The following is a 17,661-nucleotide window of genomic DNA, read 5'->3' on the forward strand; positions in this document are numbered from 1 at the left end:
GCGACCGGCGCTGACGGTCAATGCACCGCAATGACCTCGAGCACCTCGTCGTGCTCCTGGCGTTCCGCGAGGTACGGCGAGCGGTAGCCCGAATTCACGCCCCAGTAATAGAACACGAGCGACACCAGCGCGACGACCAGCATGTCCCAGCCGTAGGGAAGCAGACCGCTGCCGCCGAACTGCTTGCTGCCCAGCAGCGAGAGCAGCGCCATGATCGGCAGGTACGCGCACAGCCACCATGCCGCCTTCAGATCCTGGCCCCAGCCTTCGTAGCCCTGCTTGCCCTGGAAGTAGAAGTACACCGGCAGCGCGACGACCATCAGCAGAATGATTTCGCCGGTCAGCGGCCACTTCGCCCAGTACAGGATCATCGACGCGCACACGAACGCGAACGGTGCGATCACCTTCATGAACGGCACGGAGAGCGGGCGCTCGATGTCCGTGGCGGCGCGCTTGAGCGCCATCAGGCTGATCGGGCCGGTCAGGTACGAAATCACCGTCGCCACCGAGATCACCGCCGCGAGCGAGCTCCAGCCGCGGAAGAAGAACATGAAGATGAACGAGACGAGCAGGTTGAACCACATCGCATTGCGCGGCACGCCGTAGAACGGATGCACGTTGCCGAACATCTTCGGCATCGTGTTGTTGCGCTCCATTGCGTAGATCATGCGCGAGGTCGTCGCCATGTAGGTCGTGCCGGTGCCGCTCGGGCTCACGAACGCGTCGACGTAGAGCAGGATCGCGAGCCAGTTCAGGTTCAGCGCGATCGCGAGTTCCGCGAACGGCGACTTGAAGTTGAACGTGTTCCAGCCCTTCGCGACGTCAGCCGGATTGACCGCGCCGATATAGGCGATCTGCAGCAGCACGTAGATCACGAGCGCGCAGAGGATCGAGCCGATCACCGCGAACGGCACGCTCTTCGCTGGATTGCGCGCTTCGCCCGCCAGGTTGATCGGGCTCTGGAAGCCGTTGAACGCGAACACGATGCCGCTGGTGGCGACCGCCGTGAACACCGCCGACCAGCCATACGGCGCGAACTCGGTCGTCTGGCCGAAGTTCTCGTGGTGGAAGCTTCCAGCCATCAAGCCGGCGATCGTGAGACCGGGGATGATGAACTTGAAGATCGTGATCGCGCTGTTGGCACGCGCGAACAGCTTCACACCCCAATAGTTGAGCATGAAGTAGATGATCACGAGAATGGCCGAGAGCCCGAGCCCTGAATGGGTCAATGACCCGTCGACGAAGAGCGCGTGCGCCCAGTCATAGGGCCAGGTGCTCATGTACTGGATCGAGGCTTCGGCTTCGATCGGAATGACCGAGACAATGGCGATCCAGTTGGCCCACGCGCTAATGAAACCCACCAGTGCGCCGTGCGAGTAGCGGGCGTAGCGGACCATACCGCCCGACTCCGGGAACATCGCACCGAGTTCGGCGTAGGTGAGCGCGATGGCCAGAATGACCACGGCGCCGATGATCCAGGCGCAGATAGCGGCCGGACCTGCGATTTTCGCCGCCTTCCACGCGCCGAACAGCCAGCCCGAACCGATGATCGACCCGAGGCCAGTGAACATCAGCGCGAACGGGCCGATGTTCCGTTGTATCGATTGCTTCACATTGTCTCCTACGATATGGACAGCGCGCGCGAGCCATACCAGCGGGTCCGACACAGGCGTACTGTGCCAGGCCCAAGCCTGCTTTCACAGGCGACGGCGCCGATAGCGCGTGTCCTTGTTGTAATACCGTGTTACTGCCGAGGCAGAGGCATCCGCGATTGCAGCGGAGACGCGATGATGATGTGGCCTGTCGTGATCGTCTAATGCTGTGTCAGCATGATCATATGCAAATTATGCATAATAGCGACGAGGCTGCGCCTTCGTAGGGCACGCAGAACCATCCGTGTCGATGTCCTCGCCTTCGCGCGCAGCCGCTCTTTCATGGCGGGCGTCACGACGGGCATCGTCTTCGAACGGGCGCGGCGAACGACCACCTTCGGCTGCCTGGCAGCGTCCACCGGGTCAAAAGAATAGCCAGCGCTGTTCAATACTCGGCGATGCCGACTTGCAGGCGTCGCCGTTGCGGTGTTCATGGTGCGCCCAGACGATACCCGCCATCCAGTCGACAAACTGCAGGGAAAAACTGTCCCGGCTCTCCCACGGCGTGGTCTGCAGCATGGTCTCGGCACCCCGGCCCGCGAGTTCCGTGCAGAGGTACTCATGCAGTGAATGTTTCAGTTCGACCTTCAGTGAGCGCGCATCAGGGATAAAGCACACGGAATCGTATTCACCCATGACGTCGAGCAGCAGCAGCTTCGCCATGAAGTTGTGTACAGGCCATTGGGCGTGCGACGGAAAGCGCCGTTGACCCTTTCCTTGCGCACCGTGATGGTCACGAAACGGATATCGGGCCGTTTCGCCCGGATTTTTGCAAGCTCGCCCGCGAAAGCCATGCGCTCGCCAGATGAGAGCTGCACGGACTTGAGTTCGTTACCCGAGGAACGGCCGCGATGCTTGTACACGCCACGCACCACCCGTTCGAGGACCGGTTCCGCCCCGTCCGGGATGATGGCCGCGGCCAGCGTGAAGAAACGGCTTGAGCCGCCCCGCTGATACGGAGCATCCAGTTTCCAGCCGAGACAGCCGCTTTCATCGAGAAAGATCGTTGCGCCCAAATCCTTACGCCCACAGCCTTGCGCCCACATCGTGGCGCCCATATGAAAATAGCCTCCCGAAGGAGGCTACTTGGAAAAGGTGCGGTACCCGGACCTGACGTACTCACAGTACGCTTACGATCGCCGACGCCGATTTGTCGCAGGGGACCCGGGCATATTTAAACCGCAGCGCCGCTATACCTCCACTATGCGGGCGAATGTCCGGATTTTCAACGGGCCGTTGCAGGCCTGCCCTGGGTCGGGCATCGGTTAGCGGCGCGCGTTCACCGCGTCCTTGAACGCCTTGCCGGCCGTGAACTTCACGGTCTTTGCGGCGGCAATCTGGATTTCAGCGCCGGTGGCCGGATTGCGGCCGGTGCGTGCCGCACGGGCACCGGTCGAAAACGAGCCGAACCCGAGCAGCTGGACGGCATCACCCTTCGAGACCGCCGTCGTTATGGTCCCGATAAAGGCGTCAATTGCCGTCGCCGCAACTGCCTTGCCCTGCCCGGTGGCGGTCGCTACGGCGTCCACCAGTTCCTGCTTGTTCATTGGCGATTCCTCGTTGTGACTGGATGACGCCACCCCACCCCATCGGCGCGCTGTCGCGCAATCGCTGCCGTCGACCCCGCGGGTTGAGCGTGCGCGCCCGTCCGACGAAGTGAAAGTTGATCCAGTCCAGAAGTGAAATTTGTACCGGCCCCACAAAACCGCACGGCGCCGCAACTGTTCGTTTCCCCGGAGCAGCTGGGCGATCCAACGAAGTGGAAAATAGCGTGTCCCCGGGGAATCGGCTCGACGAGCGCATCCATCCCACCACACAGGTCCCCGTGAGCAGTCAGTGGGTCACCGGACTGGCGCTTTGGGCACGCACCCCCTTCAGCGCTCAAACTCCGGTTCGTCGAACAGATCGGGGCCTGTCCGGAACGCGGCGGGCTCGGGCACTTCGCCAGCGCGGACCTGCGCCAGCCGGTGCGGTGGCAGCCAGACCTCCTCGAGCGCGCTGATCCCGCCTTCGATCAGCTGCTGCAGGAAAAAAGACGGCTTGCGGCCGCTCGTTTCAGCCAGTAGCCGGAGCCTGCGCTCAATGCCCGGATCGATGCGGACTGCGACAACCTTCAATTTTGCTGCTTTCCTGGGCCTGACCAACCTGCACTCCGCGATTTTCAACGTACACGCATTTTACGCGGAGCCGCCGGGCGTATTGCACTATGCGCCGGGATTGGCGGCACACACGTCACGCCGGTTGCTGCATGCATGCGCCGGCGAGCCGGCAACGCTTCGCGTTCGCCGGCTCGCGTTGGGCCCTCGCCCGATGTCGTTGTGCGTGTTCGCTGACCATCAATCACTGTTGCGATAACCGCCTGCCATCTTTTCGCGAAAGCGAACCTGCCTGACGCTTGCGTTCCAGCGTGCAGACTAGCTGCGGATCAGAAATCTGTCACGGTTCTTCGCCTCCTTGATCCAGTTCGGCGCACGGCCCCGGCCCGACCAGGTTGCGCCGGTCTTCGGGTCACGGTATCTGTCCGGCACGGCGGTTCCGGCGGTCTTCCTCGGTCTGCCCCGCCCGCGTCCGAAAATGTCGTGCTCGGTGAACCCGTACTCGGCCACCTTGGCCCGGATGTCCGCGAGGATCTCCTGAAACTCTGCCGCCCGGGCGGCCGCCGCCTGTGCCTCCAGCTCGGCCATCTGGGCCTTGAGCTCCCTGTATGTTGCCAAGATTTGTCTCCCCGACTAGATATGATGATGGCGATCATAGCCCGCTTCACGGCAGTGCGATCAGTGGCTGCCCACTCAGTCTCAAACGGGCGTCGGACCCGGCACACGCACCCTGACACGCCTCCGGCGCTCGCCCACCAGTGATTAGAAGAAGAGTCCCTGCTGCCGCTCATCACGTGCAGGCGGCAATGAAACTTTCGCGCGGCGAGCGGTGCGGCGACGCGCGAGGCGGCGCACGTGGGCCACGAGCTCGGCCCGGACGCCCTCCGCCACCAGCACCAGTGAATACAGCTGCAGGCCGTCGGGCCCGGCTTCAGGTCGCGCGCGCAACGACATGCGCAGGGCCAGACGCCGCGCGCGATCGAGCAGCTGGGCGCGGCTCATTCCCGGCCAGCACGCGGCGACCAGTGCCGCGACCGGCGGCGCAAGCGATTCGGGGGCGCAGCCGGCGGGCAGCGCGAGGGCAACGAGTTCGAAGCGGACGGCCATGTCGTGGGGAAATGCGGTTCTGACCTGCCGGGAAGACCGGACGACCTGCCCATCCTGGCATCAATCGCGCTGCGCGGCAAATCCCTTCCGCAGCCAGCGCCTCACCAGCCACTGACCGTCGCAGAAGCTGCCAGAGCGCTGTGGGACACCATCGGCGCGCACCACAGATCCCAAGTTTGTACCAGGAATTTGCGACGCAATCACGCCATTAAGATAAGTATTCTTATCATAAGGTGTCGATTTACTCGCAAAACTCTGCACACGGTAAATCGCCCGCCAGGCGCCCGCGCTTGAAGCGGTGGCTCATCACCTGTCCGTAAACCTCCCTTTACGAACGGCGCCCCTGACATGTACTTTTTAACAATGCTCGAATAGGCTTCTTTCCCGGTCGACGAAGTTACCTACCGAAGGGGCGCAAAAGTGTGTCGCTGGAATGAGGGCATGACGGTCACGCCGCTGCCTTCCACATGGGCCCGAATCACGGATCCTCTACTACATACGCGAATTTCCCGACCAGATTCATCATCCGAAGGAAGAGCAATACCTGTTCGCGCGGCTGCGCGAATGTACCGACGAGTGCGACGCCGTCATCGAGTCACTCGAGCACCAGCACGAAGAAGGCGAGCGACGCGTGAGCGCGCTCGAACGCGCGCTCACGCGCTATGAACTGGCCGGCGCCGGCATGCGGTCCGCGTTGCGCGACGAGGTCATCGCTTATGCCGAGTTCTATGCCAATCACCGGCATCTTGAGGAATCCATAATTCTGCCCGCTGCGCAACGCTATTTGACCACCGCCGACTGGGTGGAAATCGACGAGGCGTTCGGTGCGAATCGCGATCCGTTCGAGAGTCTCGGAAACGAGGAGCATCTCGACGATCTCTATGCGCTGATCGTCCAGACGGTGCCCGACGCGCGATCGTGACCACCGGCATGAGGCGCGGAAAGCCGCGCCCGGCTCCCCCATACAACCTCACATCTCGATGACGACCTTCAGCGCCTGCGTGCTGGCCGCGTTCGAGAACGTCTCGTAGGCCTTGAGCACGTCGGCGAATGCAAAGCGATGCGTGATGAGCCGGGTCGGATCGATGCGCCCGGAGCACACAGTCTTGAGCAGCATCGGCGTGCTCACGGTGTCGACGAGCCGCGTCGTGATCGAGACGTTGCGGTCCCAGAGCTTGTCGAGGAACAGCGAGGCCGGCACGCCATGCACGCCGATGTTCGCAATCGTGCCGCCCGGCGCCACCAGTTGCTGGCAGAGCTCGAACGTCGCGGGCACACCGACCGCCTCGATCGCGCAGTCCACGCCGACGCCTTCCGTGAGCTTCATCACCGCCTCGACAGCGTCCGAGGCGCGCGGATCGATGCCCGCCGTCGCGCCGAAGCGCTTCGCGCATTCGAGACGGTTCGCGTCCATGTCGATCATGATGATCTGCGCGGGCGAATAGAACTGCGCCGTCAAAAGCGCCGCGAGCCCGATCGGCCCCGCGCCCACGATGGCGATCGTGCTGCCGGGCTCGACCTTGCCGTTGAGCACGCCGCACTCGAAGCCCGTGGGCAGAATGTCCGAGAGCATCACGAGCGCCGCTTCGTCGAGGCCGTCGGGAATCTTGTAAAGGCTCGTTTGCGCGTGCGGCGTGCGCACATATTCGGCCTGGGTGCCGTCGATGCGGTTGCCGAGAATCCAGCCGCCCGTCTTGCAGTGCGAGTACATGCCGCGCCGGCAGTATTCGCATTGCCCGCAGCTAGAGATGCACGACACCAGCACGTGATCGCCGGGTTTGAACGCCGTCACGCCGCTGCCGACTTCGTGCACGACGCCCACGCCTTCGTGGCCGAGAATGCGCCCCGGCGTGCAGGTCGGCACGTCGCCCTTGAGGATGTGCAGATCGGTGCCGCAGATCGTCGTTTTCGACATCTTGACGATGGCGTCGCCGGGCGCCTGCAATTCCGGCATCGGACGCGTTTCGACCGCAAAGCGGCCCGGACCGTTGTAGACCAGTGCTTTCATGTTCCCTCCATCGGCGTTCGAAAATGGGCCGGCGCGGTCGGCGCGCGCGAGCGGTTCGCAGCGCGCGCGGGACGGTCTGCCCGGATGGTGCGTAGTGCGGGCGGGCAGGCCACCGGCGGCTTCCATCATGCGCCGCGGCCGCATGGAGCAGTTGACTTCGATCAACTGTGCGCCGTCGGCCACTGATTGATGCAGGTCAAATGGCGATGGGTAGCCGTCCGGTCGAATATCGTCAGCTGGCACGCGCCGTGCGGATATCTGCGATGTGTGCTGGCATAACCCGGAGCGCCGATCATGACCATGCTATCCCTCCTGCGCAGGCTCCTTTGCGGGCCGCGCCGCTTCCGCCGCGTGCGGACCCTGACGCTGGCGCGCACGCGCGCCATGCCCGCGGCTTCGCCGCTTGCCGTCGTGCTGCCATGCCCCGCGCGCGTCAGCGTCAAGTTCCGTTCGCGCTGAGCCGCGGCAACGCGCGGCGCGATGCCCGTCGCGCCGATCGTGCGTTGCGCCATGCGGCGACCTACCCGCATCCGGCGGCCCGCGTCGTGCGCATCGAAACGCATCTGTCGGTCGTGTATCTCGCGGGGCGCTACGCCTACAAGGTCTTCAAGCCGGTGAAGTTCGGCTTCGTCGATCTCACGCGCCTCGCGCGGCGCCGCCGTTGCGCGCAGGCCGAATGCACGCTCAATCGCGCGCTGGCGGGGCCGCTTTATCTGGGCGTGTGGCCGCTCGTGGCGCGGGGCTGGCGCGGCGGGGCGTTCGGCCCGGCGTTGCCCGCGCATGAGGTGGCGCGAGGAACGCTCGCCGCCGCGTACGAAGCCGCACGGGGAACGCGTGCCGCCGCGCCCGAATACGCGGTGCGCCTGCGGCGCTTCGATGCGGGCGCGATGCTCTCCGCGCGCTGCGCGCGCCACGACGACGGCTTGGCCGATGCCGACGCGCTGGCGGCGCGCTGGCGGCGCGCCTCGCGCACTATCACCTGCACGCGCCCCGGCGCGCGCACGCGCAAACGGTGCTCGAAAGCGGCTACACGGCGATCGTCGACGCGATCTTCCTGCGCGAGCGAAACCGCGCGGCGTTCATCGCGCTCGCGCGTCGTTCGCGGGTTCAGATCTTGAGCCCTCCCGCCCGCGCGCCGCGTAAAACGCCTCGCACATAGCCATCGCCGCAACCCATACAGGCCATCGAATGTGGTACGCCCTTGTCGAACAGCAGCGCCAGTGGCTGCGTGCGTGGCGCGCGGCGGCGCAGTTTCCCCAGCTGTTTGCGCCACTCACCTGCGCTGCCTGGCCCGCGCCGGCGCTCGCTCGTGCGGCTTCCACCTGTTACGCCGATCTCTACGAGCCCCTGCTCGGCCTGGAGAACAGCCCGCCGCCGTTCGCGATCGGTTCCATCGAGCTCGATGGCCGTCTCTGTGCCGTCGAGGAAAGCGTCGTCGCGCGCATGCCGTTCTGCGAGCTGCGCCGCTTTGCACGCCGCTTCATACGCACCGACGTACGCACCGGCGCCTCGCGCGCCGTGCTGCTCTGCGCGCCGCTGGCCGGCCATGCCGCGGTCATGATGCGGGAGACGGTCGAGGCGCTGCTCGCCGATGGCGACGTCTACCTCACCGACTGGATCAACGCGCGCGACGTGCCGCTCGACGCGGGGCGTTTCGGCCTCGACGAATACGTGGCAATGCTCGACGGCTTCATCGACCGGCTCGCGCGGGACGAACGGCCGCTGCACGTGGTGGCCGTCTGCCAGTCCACGTTTCCCGCGCTCGGCGCCCTCGCGCTGCGCGCCCAGCGCGCGCTCGCCCCGCCCGCGAGCATGACGCTGATCGGCGGCCCGCTCGACGCGCGTCTCAACCCGAGCACGCTCGGCCTCGCGGCTGCGTCGCATTCGCTCGACTGGTGCCGCCGACATCTGCTCGACGTGGTGCCGCCCGGGTTCGCGGGGCAAGGCAGGCGCGTGTTTCCGGCCTGGCTGCAGCAGGCCGAGATCGCGATTGCGTATCCGCATCGTTATATGTCGCTGATCGACCGCTATGCGCAGGCGAGTTCGCGCGGCGACGCCCCTGCGCTCGCCGATGCGCGCCGCGCGCTGCTCGAATACGCGGCGCTGCTCGACATGCCGGCCGAGTATTTTCTCGACACCGTGGATATCGTGTTCCAGCGTGCGCTGCTCGCAAACCGCGCGTGGCGCGTGGGAGGTTTGAGCGGCATCGGCAGCAAAAACGGCGGCACGCTCGTCGATCCAGCCGCGCTGCGCGACACCGTGCTGCTGACCGTCGAGGGCACGCGCGATGCCGTCACGGGCGCCGGACAAACACACGCGGCGCTCGATATGTGCAGCGGCGTCGCGGCGCACGCACGGCTGCGTCTCGATGTCGAAGGCTGCGACCATTACGGCCTGTTCACGGGCGAGCGCTGGCGCAACGACGTGCATCCGGCGCTACAGGCGGCGTTCGCGCGCGCCGACGCCGCGCAGATGCGCTTACGCGCGATGTCTTGCAGAACCGGCGCCACGTCGGGCTGACAACGTCCCCCTACGCTTCCAGCACATATTCCCCCGGCGCCGCGCCCAGCCCCACTTCCGGCGTGCGCCCCGCCACCTCGCCCGTCGAGCGCTCGCGCAGCCAGTCGCGCCAGCAGAGCCACCACGACCCGTCGGCCGTCGGCGTCCCCTTCACGAACTCGTGCGCGCTCCGGTAAGCCGCACCGGGCGCGCGCGTCGCGCAGCGGTAGTACCGGTGCGCATGCCCCGGCTCGGACACGATGCCTGCGTTATGCCCGCCCCCCGTCAGCACGAAGGTCAGCGCGTTGTGCGTAAGCAGATGCAGCTTGTAGACCGAGCGCCACGGCGAGACGTGATCACGCTCGGTCCCGACGACGAACATCGGCGCCTCGATATCGGAGAGCGCGACCGGCCGGCCATCGACGCAATAGCGGCCCGCCGCGAGGTCGTTGTCGAGAAAGAGCCGCGTCAGGTACTCGGTGTGCATGCGGTACGGCATGCGCGTCGTGTCCGCGTTCCACGACATCAGGTCGTTGCGCTTGGTGCGCCGGCCGAGCAGATACTCGCTCATCATGCGCGACCAGATCAGGTCGCGCGCGTTGAGCAACTGGAACGCCGCCGACATCTGCGAGCCGTCCAGATAGCCCTGGCGCCACATCAGCGCATCGAGCGCGGCCAGTTCGCTCGCATCGATGAAAAGCCCAAGCTCGCCCGGCTCGCTGAAGTCGGTCAGGGCGGCCAGCAGCGTGACGGTGCGCAGCACATCGCTGCGGGCGTCGCGCGCGAGCGCCGCCGCCCCCATCGCGAGCAGCGTGCCGCCGAGGCAGTAGCCCACCGCGTGCACGGCCTCGCCGCAGCGCGCGCGCACCGCTTCGAGCGCCGCGAGGAAACCGTCGCGCAGGTAGTCGTCGAGGCCCAGATCGCGGGCCTCTCCGCCCGGGTTACGCCATGAAATCGCGAACACCGTGAAGCCCGCGTCGACGAGAAAGCGGATCAGCGAATCGCGCGGCTGCAGGTCCAGGATGTAGTACTTCATGATCCACGACGGCACGATCAGGACCGGCTCGCGCGCGACGCCGGGCGTCGTGGGCGCGTACTGGAGCAGTTCGCAGAGCGCGTTGCGCCAGACGACGCGGCCCGGCGTGAGCGCGACGTCGCGGCCCGGCACGAAGGTCTGCCCGCCGGGCGCATGCGCGCCGCCGCGGCCGGCGGCCAGTGCCACGGCGTCTTCGAGCCAGTTGTGGAGGCCGGCCACGAGATTCGCGCCACCGTTGCGGATCGTCGTATCGAGCACGACCGGATTGGTGGCGATGAAGTTGCCCGGCGAGCAGGCATCGAGCCACTGGCGCGCCGCGAGGGCCACCAGTTGCTGGTGGTGCTGCTCCACACCCGGCACGCCGCGCGTCGCCTCGTGCCACCAATGCTGGACCGCGAGAAAGCCGTCGCGATAGAGCCGGAAGGGCCAGCTCGACCATGCGGCGTCGGCAAAGCGCGGATCGGCTTCGCCGCTGTGCACCGCGACGCCGCTCTGGTCCTCGTCGTCCGATTCGCCTGCGGCGGGCACGGCGGCCGGATACAGGCTCGCGGCCAGCCACGCCTGAGTGGCAAGGTCGAAGCCCTTGCCCGGCGAAATCGCGAGATGCGCGCCCCAGTCGAGCGCGGCGAGCCCGAGCGAGATCGGCGAGAGCCCGAAGGTCATGGCCGCCATGCTCGCGTGCGCGGCAAGGTTCCACTCGACGGCCGGCGCCGCCGCGCCGCCCACCGAGACGATGCGCTCCTGCAACGCGGCCACCTCGCTCGCGAGCGTGGGCTGATAGCCCACGCGCGAGGGCATGCGCCCGAGCGACGCCGACACCTCGGCGCCCGCCTGCACGAAGCGGAACACGTTGTCGATCATGAGCAGCACGTTCTGGCGCTTCTCGTCGCGAAAGTGCTCGGCGATCGTGAGCGCCGTGAGCGGCACGCGCCAGCGCGCGCCGGGCGGCTCGTTCATCTGGCCGTACACGAGCACCGTGCGCGCGAGCACGTTCGAGCCGCGCATGTCGGCGAGCATCTCGTGGCCCTCGCGCGAGCGCTCGCCCACGCCCGCGAACACCGAGATGCCCTGGTAGCGCTCGACCATCGCGTGAATCAGCTCCATCACGAGCACGGTCTTGCCGACGCCCGCGCCGCCGAACATCGCGGCCTTGCCACCTTGCGCGAGCGGCGCGAGCAGATCGATCGCCTTGATGCCGGTCGTGAAGATCTCGGTGGAGCCGCGCAGCGCGGCGAGCGGGCCGCCCTGGGGCTCGACGCGCGCGCCGCGCCGTAAGCCCGCCGTCGACTGCAAGGCGAGCGCGCGCAATGCCGTGGGGCCGAGATGGGCCTCGACTTCGGCAGTGAGGCGCGAGCCGTCGTCGCGCACGATCCACAGCGCGTCTTCCACGGGCGGCAGCGGGCCAGCCTCGAACACCACGTCCAGCACGGCGCCGCGCACGGCGCTCACGCGCCCGGCGGCGCGCGCTCCTGCCGATGCAGCGGCGGCGGCATCGGGCGAACGGTCGTTTGAGTCGGTGCTGATGGGCACGGCGTTTCTCCGCATGGCCAGGCTTGGGTCCGTCCAGGATAGGCGCCTCGCGGGTATTTCGACTGATTTCGGTCAAATCGTCGCGTAGCGGGCCGCCAATCGAACCGCAAGCCGGGTGTGCGACGGCCAGGCTCGCCGCGCTCGCCCTCCGCATAGCCCTGGTTGATCTGAGTCAATTGGGGGCCCGCGTCCGGCGTCGAGACTGCAGCGGAAAGCCCCTCGCAAAACCACCCCCAGGAGACAGCCATCATGAAACCCACCGCCCCCAACCCCGCGTCGCTCGGCCTCGCCGGATTCGCCCTCACGACGTGGCTCCTCAGCATGATCAACGCCGGCTGGTTCAACGGCGACGCGCTCGGCCTCGTGCTCGCCTGCGCGCTCGCGTTCGGCGGCACGGCGCAGGCCGTCGCGGGGCTCATCGAGATTCCGCGCGGCAACACCTTCGGCGCCACGGCGTTCATCGCCTATGGCGCGTTCTGGTGGTCGCTCGCGCTCTATCTGCAGTTCCTGCACGAGCATGTCGTGCCCGCCTTCGTCGGCTGGTATCTGCTGCTCTGGGGCGTCTTCACGTTCTATATGTGGATCGCGACGTGGCGCTCGGCGCGCGCGCTGCAACTGCTGTTCGCCGTGCTCTGGATCACGTTCTTCCTGCTCGCCTCCAGCGAATGGACCGGCTCGCTGGCGCTGCACCACGCGGGCGGATATGCGGGACTCCTGACGGCCCTCGTCGCGTTCTACCTTTCGGCGGCGGAGATCATCAACGAGACGCACGGCCGGCGCGTGCTGCCGACCGGCACGCCCGCGAGCCCCGGCGCCGGGGATCTGCCCGCCGCGCGCGCCGCTTGACGCAAGCGTGCGTCGCCCGGCGCCGGAGCACGCGCGTCTACGCGGATACGCCCATGACGCTCGACACGCTCGGCGAATTGCTTTGGGCTGCCAACGGAATCAATCGCGCCGAAACGGGCGGCCATACCGCGCCCTCCGCGCACGGCTTCAACGAGATCGACATCTATGTCGCGCTGCCTCATGGGGTGTATTGCTATGAGCCCGCGCATAGCCGGCTCGTGCTCAAGCATGCCGTCGACGCGCGCAACATGACGGGCTATCAGGACTTCGTGGGCAAGGCGCCGCTCGATCTCGTGTACGTGCTGCGCGGCTCGCAGACACTCGCCACGCCCGCGCAGCAGCGCCAGTTGTTCGCGGCCGTCGCCACCGGGGCGATCGCGCAGAACGTCTCGCTCTATTGCGCCTCGGAAGGGCTCGCCACCGTGGTGCGCGGCTGGATCAACCACCGTCTGCTCGCCGAGGCGCTGCGCCTGAACGAGGACGAAACGCCGATCCTCGCGCAGACCGTCGGCAGGCCGGCGGCGTGAGTGACGAGCGCCACGAAGCGTGCCGTGAAAATCGCCGCGCGCTAACCGCACATTCACCCACATCATTGCGGCGCGCATTCGGAGCAGACCTGCGCGCCGCGTCGATCGCGCTCAGGCGCCCGCCGATGCGCCGCGATGCTCCGGCTGCACGGCCCGCACTTCACCATTCGAGCCAGTCGCGCCATTCATGCCATTCGGCAGCGCGCTCGCGAACCGGCCGAGGTACGTGAACCAGTCCCCCGCCTGCGGCACGGCCCCGGCCGTCCCCGTCATGCTCGCCGGCACGCCGCGCATCCAGGCCTTTTCCATATTGAGGACCGTGTCGCGCAGCAGCGCCCCATAGGCCGCCTGGTTCTGCGCCGCCGCGCCAAGGCTTTGCTCCCACAAGGCCACGTTCGCGGCCAGGTACTCGCGCATCAGCGTCTGCCACGTCTGCGCGAAGGTCGTCATGTCGTAGGGGCGCATCTGCATGAACGCGTCACAGGCATGTTTCGCGGCGGCACGGTCGTGTTCGAGACGCTTCGCGTGCAGCCCGAGCGCCGCCTCGAACTGATCGAAGCCAAGCTGCACCGCGCGCGTGCCCATGCTCAGCGGGGATTCCGGTTGGACCGGCACACTCTGAGGGATGTCTTTCATTTCATTCTCCTGATCAATTCAGTTTCGTTCGGTGCTCACGTCGCTCACTTGTCGTCGCGCACGAGCAGCACCGGGCAATCCGCTTCGCGCACGAACGCCTCCGCCACGCTGCCGAGGAAGGCGCGCCTCATGCCGCGCCGGCCATGCGTGCCGAGCACGACGAGCTGCGCGCCCACGCGCTTGGCGCAGCGGTGCAGGCAGTCGGCCACGCTGTCGGTGACGGCCTGCACTTCGAGCAGTTCCGTCTCGCAGCTCACGCCCACGGCCTTCGCTTCGGAGCGCGCGACCTCCAGCAGCCGTCTGGCCTCCTCCCGATACGCGGCGATCAGATCGGCCGGCACATAGGTCAGCCCCATGCCGAGCGGCGCCACGACGTCGATCACGTGCGCGACGCACAGTTGCGCGCCCGTCAGGCGAGCGACGCGCAGCGCCTCGGCGAGTGCCCGCGCAACTGCGCAATCGCGCGCACCGCGGTCTGGGCCTGCCACGCGTAATCGACCGCGCCCCGGAGCCCGACGTGGCCGTGCTCGACCTGGACCTGCACGGCGTCCTCGCTGAGCCCGGCCGTCCAGCGCAGCACCGAGCGCGCGATGTGCGCGATGTCTTCGTCGGTGCGCAGGTCCTCGCCCGGCAGATGCACGTCGAGCTCGACCACGAGCGCGCGCACGCCGCCCACGCGCTGCGCGGCCTGCCCCGCGGCGATCTTCTCGCCGAGGCTCGCGGGATGCCCCGAGAGCGTCACGATGCCGTCCTTGACCTCGACGCCGATATTCGACGCCGTCACCGCCGGTTCCCACTCGAGTTCCGCTTCCACGTCATGCTTGAGCTGCAAATCGGTCTTCATTGCCGCCTCCGTCGAATCCGGTCCAACGCGGACCGTCGGACCCAGCGTGGCATGAGGCGTTGTTGCTCGACTGATCTGCATCAACTGGCATGGCGGGCCGCACGCTCATCCATGCATGTGCATGCCGCCGTTGACGGCGAAGTTCGCGCCCGTCACGAAGGCGCCGTCGTCCGAGCACAGGTACGCGATCAGCGCCGCCACCTCCTCCGGACGGCCCAGCCGGCCCAGCGGAATCTGCGGCAGGATGCGCTTTTCGAGGATGTCCTGCGGCACCGCTTCCACCATCGCGGTCGCGAGATAGCCGGGCGACACCGTGTTCACGGTCACGCCGTGCTTCGCGACTTCGAGCGCGAGCGACATCGTGAAGCCGTGGACGCCGGCCTTCGACGCCGCGTAGTTGGTCTGCCCGAACGCGCCGCGCGAGCCGTTCACCGAGCTGATGTTGACGACGCGGCCGAAGCGGCGCTCGACCATGCCGGCGAGAAACTGCTTTGTGAGATTGAAGGCGCCGTCGAGATTGGTGTGCATCACTTCGTCCCATTCGCGTTTCGTGAGCTTCATGAAGCTCGCGTCGCGCGTGATGCCGGCGTTGTTGATCAGCACGTCGACGGCGCCGAACTGCGCCAGCACTCGCTGCGCGCATTCCTCGCACGAATCGTAGCTGCCCACGTCGACGCCGAACGCGTGGAACGTGCGCCCCGCCGCGCGTTCGCCGTCGAGCCAGCGCATCACGTGATCGTTGTGCTCCGAATGCGATACCGCGACGGTCAGGCCGGCGTCATGCAGCCTGCGGCTGATCGCGGCGCCCAGGCCGCCCATCCCGCCGCTCACAAAAGCAACGCGTTCGCTGCGCATGGCAACTTCTCCTCGCAAAGTGGCGACCGGCCGCGAACCGGCGCGGTCGAATGGGGTTCAACCAAGGTGGCTCAACCAGAGTGGCTCAACTATAGGGGCCGCGCCCTCCCCGCGATTGACGTGCATCAATTGCAACCTGGCCGCGCCGACGCCCGCGCACGCTTGACTCAAGTCAATCGAAAACCGGCGTGGACGCCCACACTGAGCCGCACGGAACATCGCTTCGGTGTCCCGTCCATCGTGGAGCGCCGATCATGAATTACCGCAGCATCCTCGTTCATCTGGACGAAAGCGAACCTGCGCGCACGCGCCTCGATGTCGCGCTGCACGTGGCGAAGCGGCACGGCGCTCATCTGAGCGCGCTGTTCGCGCCCGCCGTGCCGGAGCACGACGCGGCCTACGCGTTCATCCTCGACGCCGAGTATTGGTCGCAATGCCATCGCGAGCACGAAACATGCCGCCGCGCGCTCGAGCATCACTTTTTCTCGCGCCTCGCCGAGATGGAGCTCAAAGGCACCTGGCGCACGGCGGCCCACGCGCAGCACGAGTTGCTCGCGCGCGCACGTTTCGCAGACCTGATCGTGCTGGGCCAGAGCAATCCCGCCGATGTGGACGCATCGCTGAGCAACCGCTTTCAGGCTCGCGTGGTGCTGAGCGCGGGACGGCCGGTGCTGTTCGTGCCGTTCGTGCCGCCCGTGTCTTCGCCCGCCAGCGGCGGATTTGCGCACGTGGGCGACCACGTGATGGTCGCCTGGGATGCGGGCCAGTCCGCCACGCGCGCGCTCCACGACGCGCTGCCGTTCATGCGGCTCGCACGGCAAACCGAGCTCGTGACCTTCACGCCCACGCACCAGGACGGCGCGCTCGCGCACCAGAACGAAGACCGCATCCCGGCCGCCGACATCGGCCTCGTGCTCGCGCGCCACGGGCTCCACGTGCAGGTCACGGAGCTGCATCCGCCGCCCACGGTCCCGGTCGGCGACGCCCTGCTCGCGCGCGCCGCCAAGACCGGCTGCGACCTGGTCGTGATGGGCGCCTACGGGCACGCGCGCTGGAAGGAGCTGATCCTCGGCGGCGTGACGCAGACCGTGCTCGGCGCGATGCAGGTTCCCGTATTGATGTCGCATTGAGCGTGCCTTACTGGCCGCTTGCGTGCGAGCTTTCCGACTGATGTCGAAGGAAAACGCCATGTGCTACAAGACCCTGCTCGTCCACCTCGACGACTCGCCGCGCTGCACGGTGCGTCTTGCGCTCGCGCTCGAACTCGCGGGGCGCTTCGACGCGCATCTGGTCGGGCTCTATGTTCCGGCGCCGCATGCGCGCACGCCCTCGCCCGAGGACGCATCGGCTGCGCAGGAACGCAGCGAGCGGGCGCGCGCGCAGTTTCTCGACGCCGGCGCCCGCGCGGACCGCATCGTCGAATGGCGTGCGCCGCAGCCCGGCGACGGCACCGGCGCCATCGGCATCGCCGATGCCACGCTGCACGCGCGCCACGCCGACCTGCTCGTGCTCGGCCAGCACGACAGCGCCGATCCCGCCATCACAATACCGGGCGACTTCGTCACGGATCTGCTGATGAGCGCCGCGCGGCCCGCCATCGTGGTCCCGCATTCGGGCGCGTTCCCGGCATTCGCGCGCAACGTCCTGATCGCGTGGGACGGCAGCCGCGAAGCGGCGCGCGCGGCCTCGGACGCCCTGCCGCTGCTGCGCCGCGCCGACCATGTCTCGATCGAGGTGGTCGCCCCGCAGCGCGTCAGCCATCCCGCGCGCGCCGAAGCCGAAGCGATGGACGCCGCGGCATGGCTCGACCTGCACGGCGTAAGCGCATCGTTTCACGAAAGCGCCGGTGCATCGGGACTCGGAACGGGCGCCGCGCTGCTGAGCCGCGCGAGCGACCTGCGCGCCGACCTGCTGGTGGCGCTCGCGTATGCGCACGCTGCTCGAAGCCATGACGCTGCCGGTCCTGATGTCTCACTGATACCGCCTCCGATTCACCGTGGCGCGGCGGCGCATGCTGGATGCCGC

The 17,661-nt window shown here is 67.3% G+C and carries 17 protein-coding genes and 5 pseudogenes; 7 read left to right on the top strand and 15 right to left on the bottom strand.

What is annotated here, in order from left to right; genetic code table 11:
- Positions 1 to 17 precede the first annotated feature (17 nt).
- The 7 genes from U5775_RS20945 to U5775_RS20975 form a co-directional block, all read right to left on the bottom strand.
- Positions 18 to 1,613 (bottom strand): APC family permease, encoded by a 1,596-nt coding sequence (locus tag U5775_RS20945; protein ID WP_322060004.1) that lies wholly within the window; start codon positions 1,611 to 1,613, stop codon positions 18 to 20.
- A gap of 402 nt (positions 1,614 to 2,015) precedes the next feature.
- A complete protein-coding gene (locus tag U5775_RS20950; protein WP_322060005.1) occupies positions 2,016 to 2,315 on the bottom strand; it encodes a hypothetical protein in 300 nt (99 codons plus the stop codon).
- A complete protein-coding gene (locus U5775_RS20955; protein WP_322060006.1) occupies positions 2,240 to 2,710 on the bottom strand; it encodes a DUF3800 domain-containing protein in 471 nt (156 codons plus the stop codon). Before U5775_RS20955 ends, U5775_RS20950 begins: the two co-directional genes overlap by 76 nt.
- A 207-nt stretch (positions 2,711 to 2,917) precedes the next feature.
- Entirely contained in the window at positions 2,918 to 3,199 is a 282-nt protein-coding gene (locus tag U5775_RS20960; RefSeq protein ID WP_322060007.1) for an HU family DNA-binding protein, read from the bottom strand.
- A 327-nt stretch (positions 3,200 to 3,526) separates the two neighbouring features.
- Positions 3,527 to 3,769, bottom strand: coding sequence for a hypothetical protein (locus tag U5775_RS20965; RefSeq protein WP_322060008.1), 243 nt, complete (start codon positions 3,767 to 3,769; stop codon positions 3,527 to 3,529).
- Positions 3,770 to 4,066: 297 nt separating this feature from the next.
- Positions 4,067 to 4,366, bottom strand: a complete 300-nt coding sequence (locus tag U5775_RS20970; RefSeq protein WP_322060009.1) for an H-NS histone family protein — start codon at positions 4,364 to 4,366, stop codon at positions 4,067 to 4,069.
- Between the two features lie 144 nt (positions 4,367 to 4,510).
- Positions 4,511 to 4,855 carry a hypothetical protein gene (locus U5775_RS20975; RefSeq protein WP_322060010.1) on the bottom strand — a complete coding sequence of 115 codons (345 nt, stop codon included), beginning with the start codon at positions 4,853 to 4,855 and terminating at the stop codon, positions 4,511 to 4,513.
- A 484-nt stretch (positions 4,856 to 5,339) separates the two neighbouring features.
- On the opposite strand from U5775_RS20975, the gene U5775_RS20980 reads away from it, so the two are divergent.
- Positions 5,340 to 5,777: a hemerythrin domain-containing protein gene (locus U5775_RS20980; RefSeq protein ID WP_322060062.1), complete on the top strand. Its 438-nt coding sequence runs from the start codon at positions 5,340 to 5,342 to the stop codon at positions 5,775 to 5,777.
- 48 nt (positions 5,778 to 5,825) lie between these two features.
- Here U5775_RS20980 and U5775_RS20985 read toward each other — a convergent pair whose 3' ends face one another.
- Both U5775_RS20985 and U5775_RS20990 read right to left on the bottom strand, forming a co-directional pair.
- On the bottom strand, positions 5,826 to 6,863 hold the full coding sequence (locus U5775_RS20985; RefSeq protein WP_322060011.1) for a zinc-dependent alcohol dehydrogenase family protein: 1,038 nt from the start codon (positions 6,861 to 6,863) through the stop codon (positions 5,826 to 5,828).
- A 161-nt stretch (positions 6,864 to 7,024) separates the two neighbouring features.
- Positions 7,025 to 7,426 (bottom strand): hypothetical protein, encoded by a 402-nt coding sequence (locus U5775_RS20990; RefSeq protein ID WP_322060012.1) that lies wholly within the window; start codon positions 7,424 to 7,426, stop codon positions 7,025 to 7,027.
- Here U5775_RS20990 and U5775_RS20995 point away from each other — a divergent pair.
- Both U5775_RS20995 and phaZ read left to right on the top strand, forming a co-directional pair.
- Positions 7,409 to 7,863: pseudogene (locus tag U5775_RS20995) on the top strand (kinase); the annotation flags it as partial. The gene U5775_RS20990 and the pseudogene U5775_RS20995 overlap by 18 nt on opposite strands.
- 188 nt (positions 7,864 to 8,051) lie before the next feature.
- Positions 8,052 to 9,383: a polyhydroxyalkanoate depolymerase gene (gene phaZ, locus U5775_RS21000; RefSeq protein ID WP_322060013.1), complete on the top strand. Its 1,332-nt coding sequence runs from the start codon at positions 8,052 to 8,054 to the stop codon at positions 9,381 to 9,383.
- A gap of 10 nt (positions 9,384 to 9,393) precedes the next feature.
- Here the strand turns inward: phaZ and U5775_RS21005 are convergent, their stop codons facing one another.
- Both U5775_RS21005 and U5775_RS21010 read right to left on the bottom strand, forming a co-directional pair.
- On the bottom strand, positions 9,394 to 11,541 hold the full coding sequence (locus U5775_RS21005) for an alpha/beta fold hydrolase (RefSeq protein ID WP_415913622.1): 2,148 nt from the start codon (positions 11,539 to 11,541) through the stop codon (positions 9,394 to 9,396).
- Positions 11,542 to 11,655: 114 nt separating this feature from the next.
- Positions 11,656 to 11,943, bottom strand: a pseudogene (locus tag U5775_RS21010) (F0F1 ATP synthase subunit beta); the annotation flags it as partial.
- A gap of 228 nt (positions 11,944 to 12,171) precedes the next feature.
- On the opposite strand from U5775_RS21010, the pseudogene U5775_RS21015 reads away from it, so the two are divergent.
- Positions 12,172 to 12,774 (top strand): annotated as a pseudogene (locus tag U5775_RS21015) (acetate uptake transporter); the annotation flags it as partial.
- A gap of 5 nt (positions 12,775 to 12,779) precedes the next feature.
- A pseudogene (locus U5775_RS21020) lies at positions 12,780 to 13,301 on the top strand (nitroreductase family protein); the annotation flags it as partial.
- 111 nt (positions 13,302 to 13,412) lie between these two features.
- Here the strand turns inward: U5775_RS21020 and U5775_RS21025 are convergent.
- From U5775_RS21025 to U5775_RS21040, 4 genes are all read right to left on the bottom strand, one after another.
- Positions 13,413 to 13,937 (bottom strand): hypothetical protein, encoded by a 525-nt coding sequence (locus U5775_RS21025; protein WP_322060014.1) that lies wholly within the window; start codon positions 13,935 to 13,937, stop codon positions 13,413 to 13,415.
- 44 nt (positions 13,938 to 13,981) lie between these two features.
- Positions 13,982 to 14,425, bottom strand: a complete 444-nt coding sequence (locus U5775_RS21030; RefSeq protein WP_322060015.1) for a universal stress protein — start codon at positions 14,423 to 14,425, stop codon at positions 13,982 to 13,984.
- Positions 14,347 to 14,781, bottom strand: coding sequence for a BON domain-containing protein (locus U5775_RS21035; RefSeq protein ID WP_322060016.1), 435 nt, complete (start codon positions 14,779 to 14,781; stop codon positions 14,347 to 14,349). Before U5775_RS21035 ends, U5775_RS21030 begins: the two co-directional genes overlap by 79 nt.
- 105 nt (positions 14,782 to 14,886) lie before the next feature.
- Positions 14,887 to 15,636 (bottom strand): beta-ketoacyl-ACP reductase, encoded by a 750-nt coding sequence (locus U5775_RS21040; RefSeq protein ID WP_322060017.1) that lies wholly within the window; start codon positions 15,634 to 15,636, stop codon positions 14,887 to 14,889.
- A 254-nt stretch (positions 15,637 to 15,890) separates the two neighbouring features.
- Between U5775_RS21040 and U5775_RS21045 the strand changes: the two genes are divergently transcribed.
- A complete protein-coding gene (locus tag U5775_RS21045; RefSeq protein WP_322060018.1) occupies positions 15,891 to 16,766 on the top strand; it encodes a universal stress protein in 876 nt (291 codons plus the stop codon).
- Positions 16,767 to 16,824: 58 nt separating this feature from the next.
- Positions 16,825 to 17,614, top strand: a pseudogene (locus U5775_RS21050) (universal stress protein).
- Positions 17,615 to 17,661: the final 47 nt, after the last annotated feature.

The organism is Paraburkholderia sp. J63 (genome assembly GCF_905220245.1).
GTDB lineage: Bacteria > Pseudomonadota > Gammaproteobacteria > Burkholderiales > Burkholderiaceae > Paraburkholderia.

Excerpts from the sequence above, each read along its gene's own strand:
- U5775_RS20950 (WP_322060005.1), bottom strand. The coding sequence starts at position 2,315 with ATGGCGAAGCTGCTGCTGCTCGACGTCATGGGTGAATACGATTCCGTG.
- U5775_RS21045 (WP_322060018.1), top strand. The coding sequence starts at position 15,891 with ATGAATTACCGCAGCATCCTCGTTCATCTGGACGAAAGCGAACCTGCG.
- U5775_RS20985 (WP_322060011.1), bottom strand. The coding sequence starts at position 6,863 with ATGAAAGCACTGGTCTACAACGGTCCGGGCCGCTTTGCGGTCGAAACG.
- U5775_RS20975 (WP_322060010.1), bottom strand. The coding sequence starts at position 4,855 with ATGGCCGTCCGCTTCGAACTCGTTGCCCTCGCGCTGCCCGCCGGCTGC.
- U5775_RS21005 (WP_415913622.1), bottom strand. The coding sequence starts at position 11,541 with ATGTTCGGCGGCGCGGGCGTCGGCAAGACCGTGCTCGTGATGGAGCTG.
- phaZ (WP_322060013.1), top strand. The coding sequence starts at position 8,052 with ATGTGGTACGCCCTTGTCGAACAGCAGCGCCAGTGGCTGCGTGCGTGG.
- U5775_RS21025 (WP_322060014.1), bottom strand. The coding sequence starts at position 13,937 with ATGAAAGACATCCCTCAGAGTGTGCCGGTCCAACCGGAATCCCCGCTG.
- U5775_RS20990 (WP_322060012.1), bottom strand. The coding sequence starts at position 7,426 with ATGCGTTTCGATGCGCACGACGCGGGCCGCCGGATGCGGGTAGGTCGC.
- U5775_RS21040 (WP_322060017.1), bottom strand. The coding sequence starts at position 15,636 with ATGCGCAGCGAACGCGTTGCTTTTGTGAGCGGCGGGATGGGCGGCCTG.
- U5775_RS20960 (WP_322060007.1), bottom strand. The coding sequence starts at position 3,199 with ATGAACAAGCAGGAACTGGTGGACGCCGTAGCGACCGCCACCGGGCAG.
- U5775_RS20955 (WP_322060006.1), bottom strand. The coding sequence starts at position 2,710 with ATGGGCGCCACGATGTGGGCGCAAGGCTGTGGGCGTAAGGATTTGGGC.
- U5775_RS21035 (WP_322060016.1), bottom strand. The coding sequence starts at position 14,781 with ATGAAGACCGATTTGCAGCTCAAGCATGACGTGGAAGCGGAACTCGAG.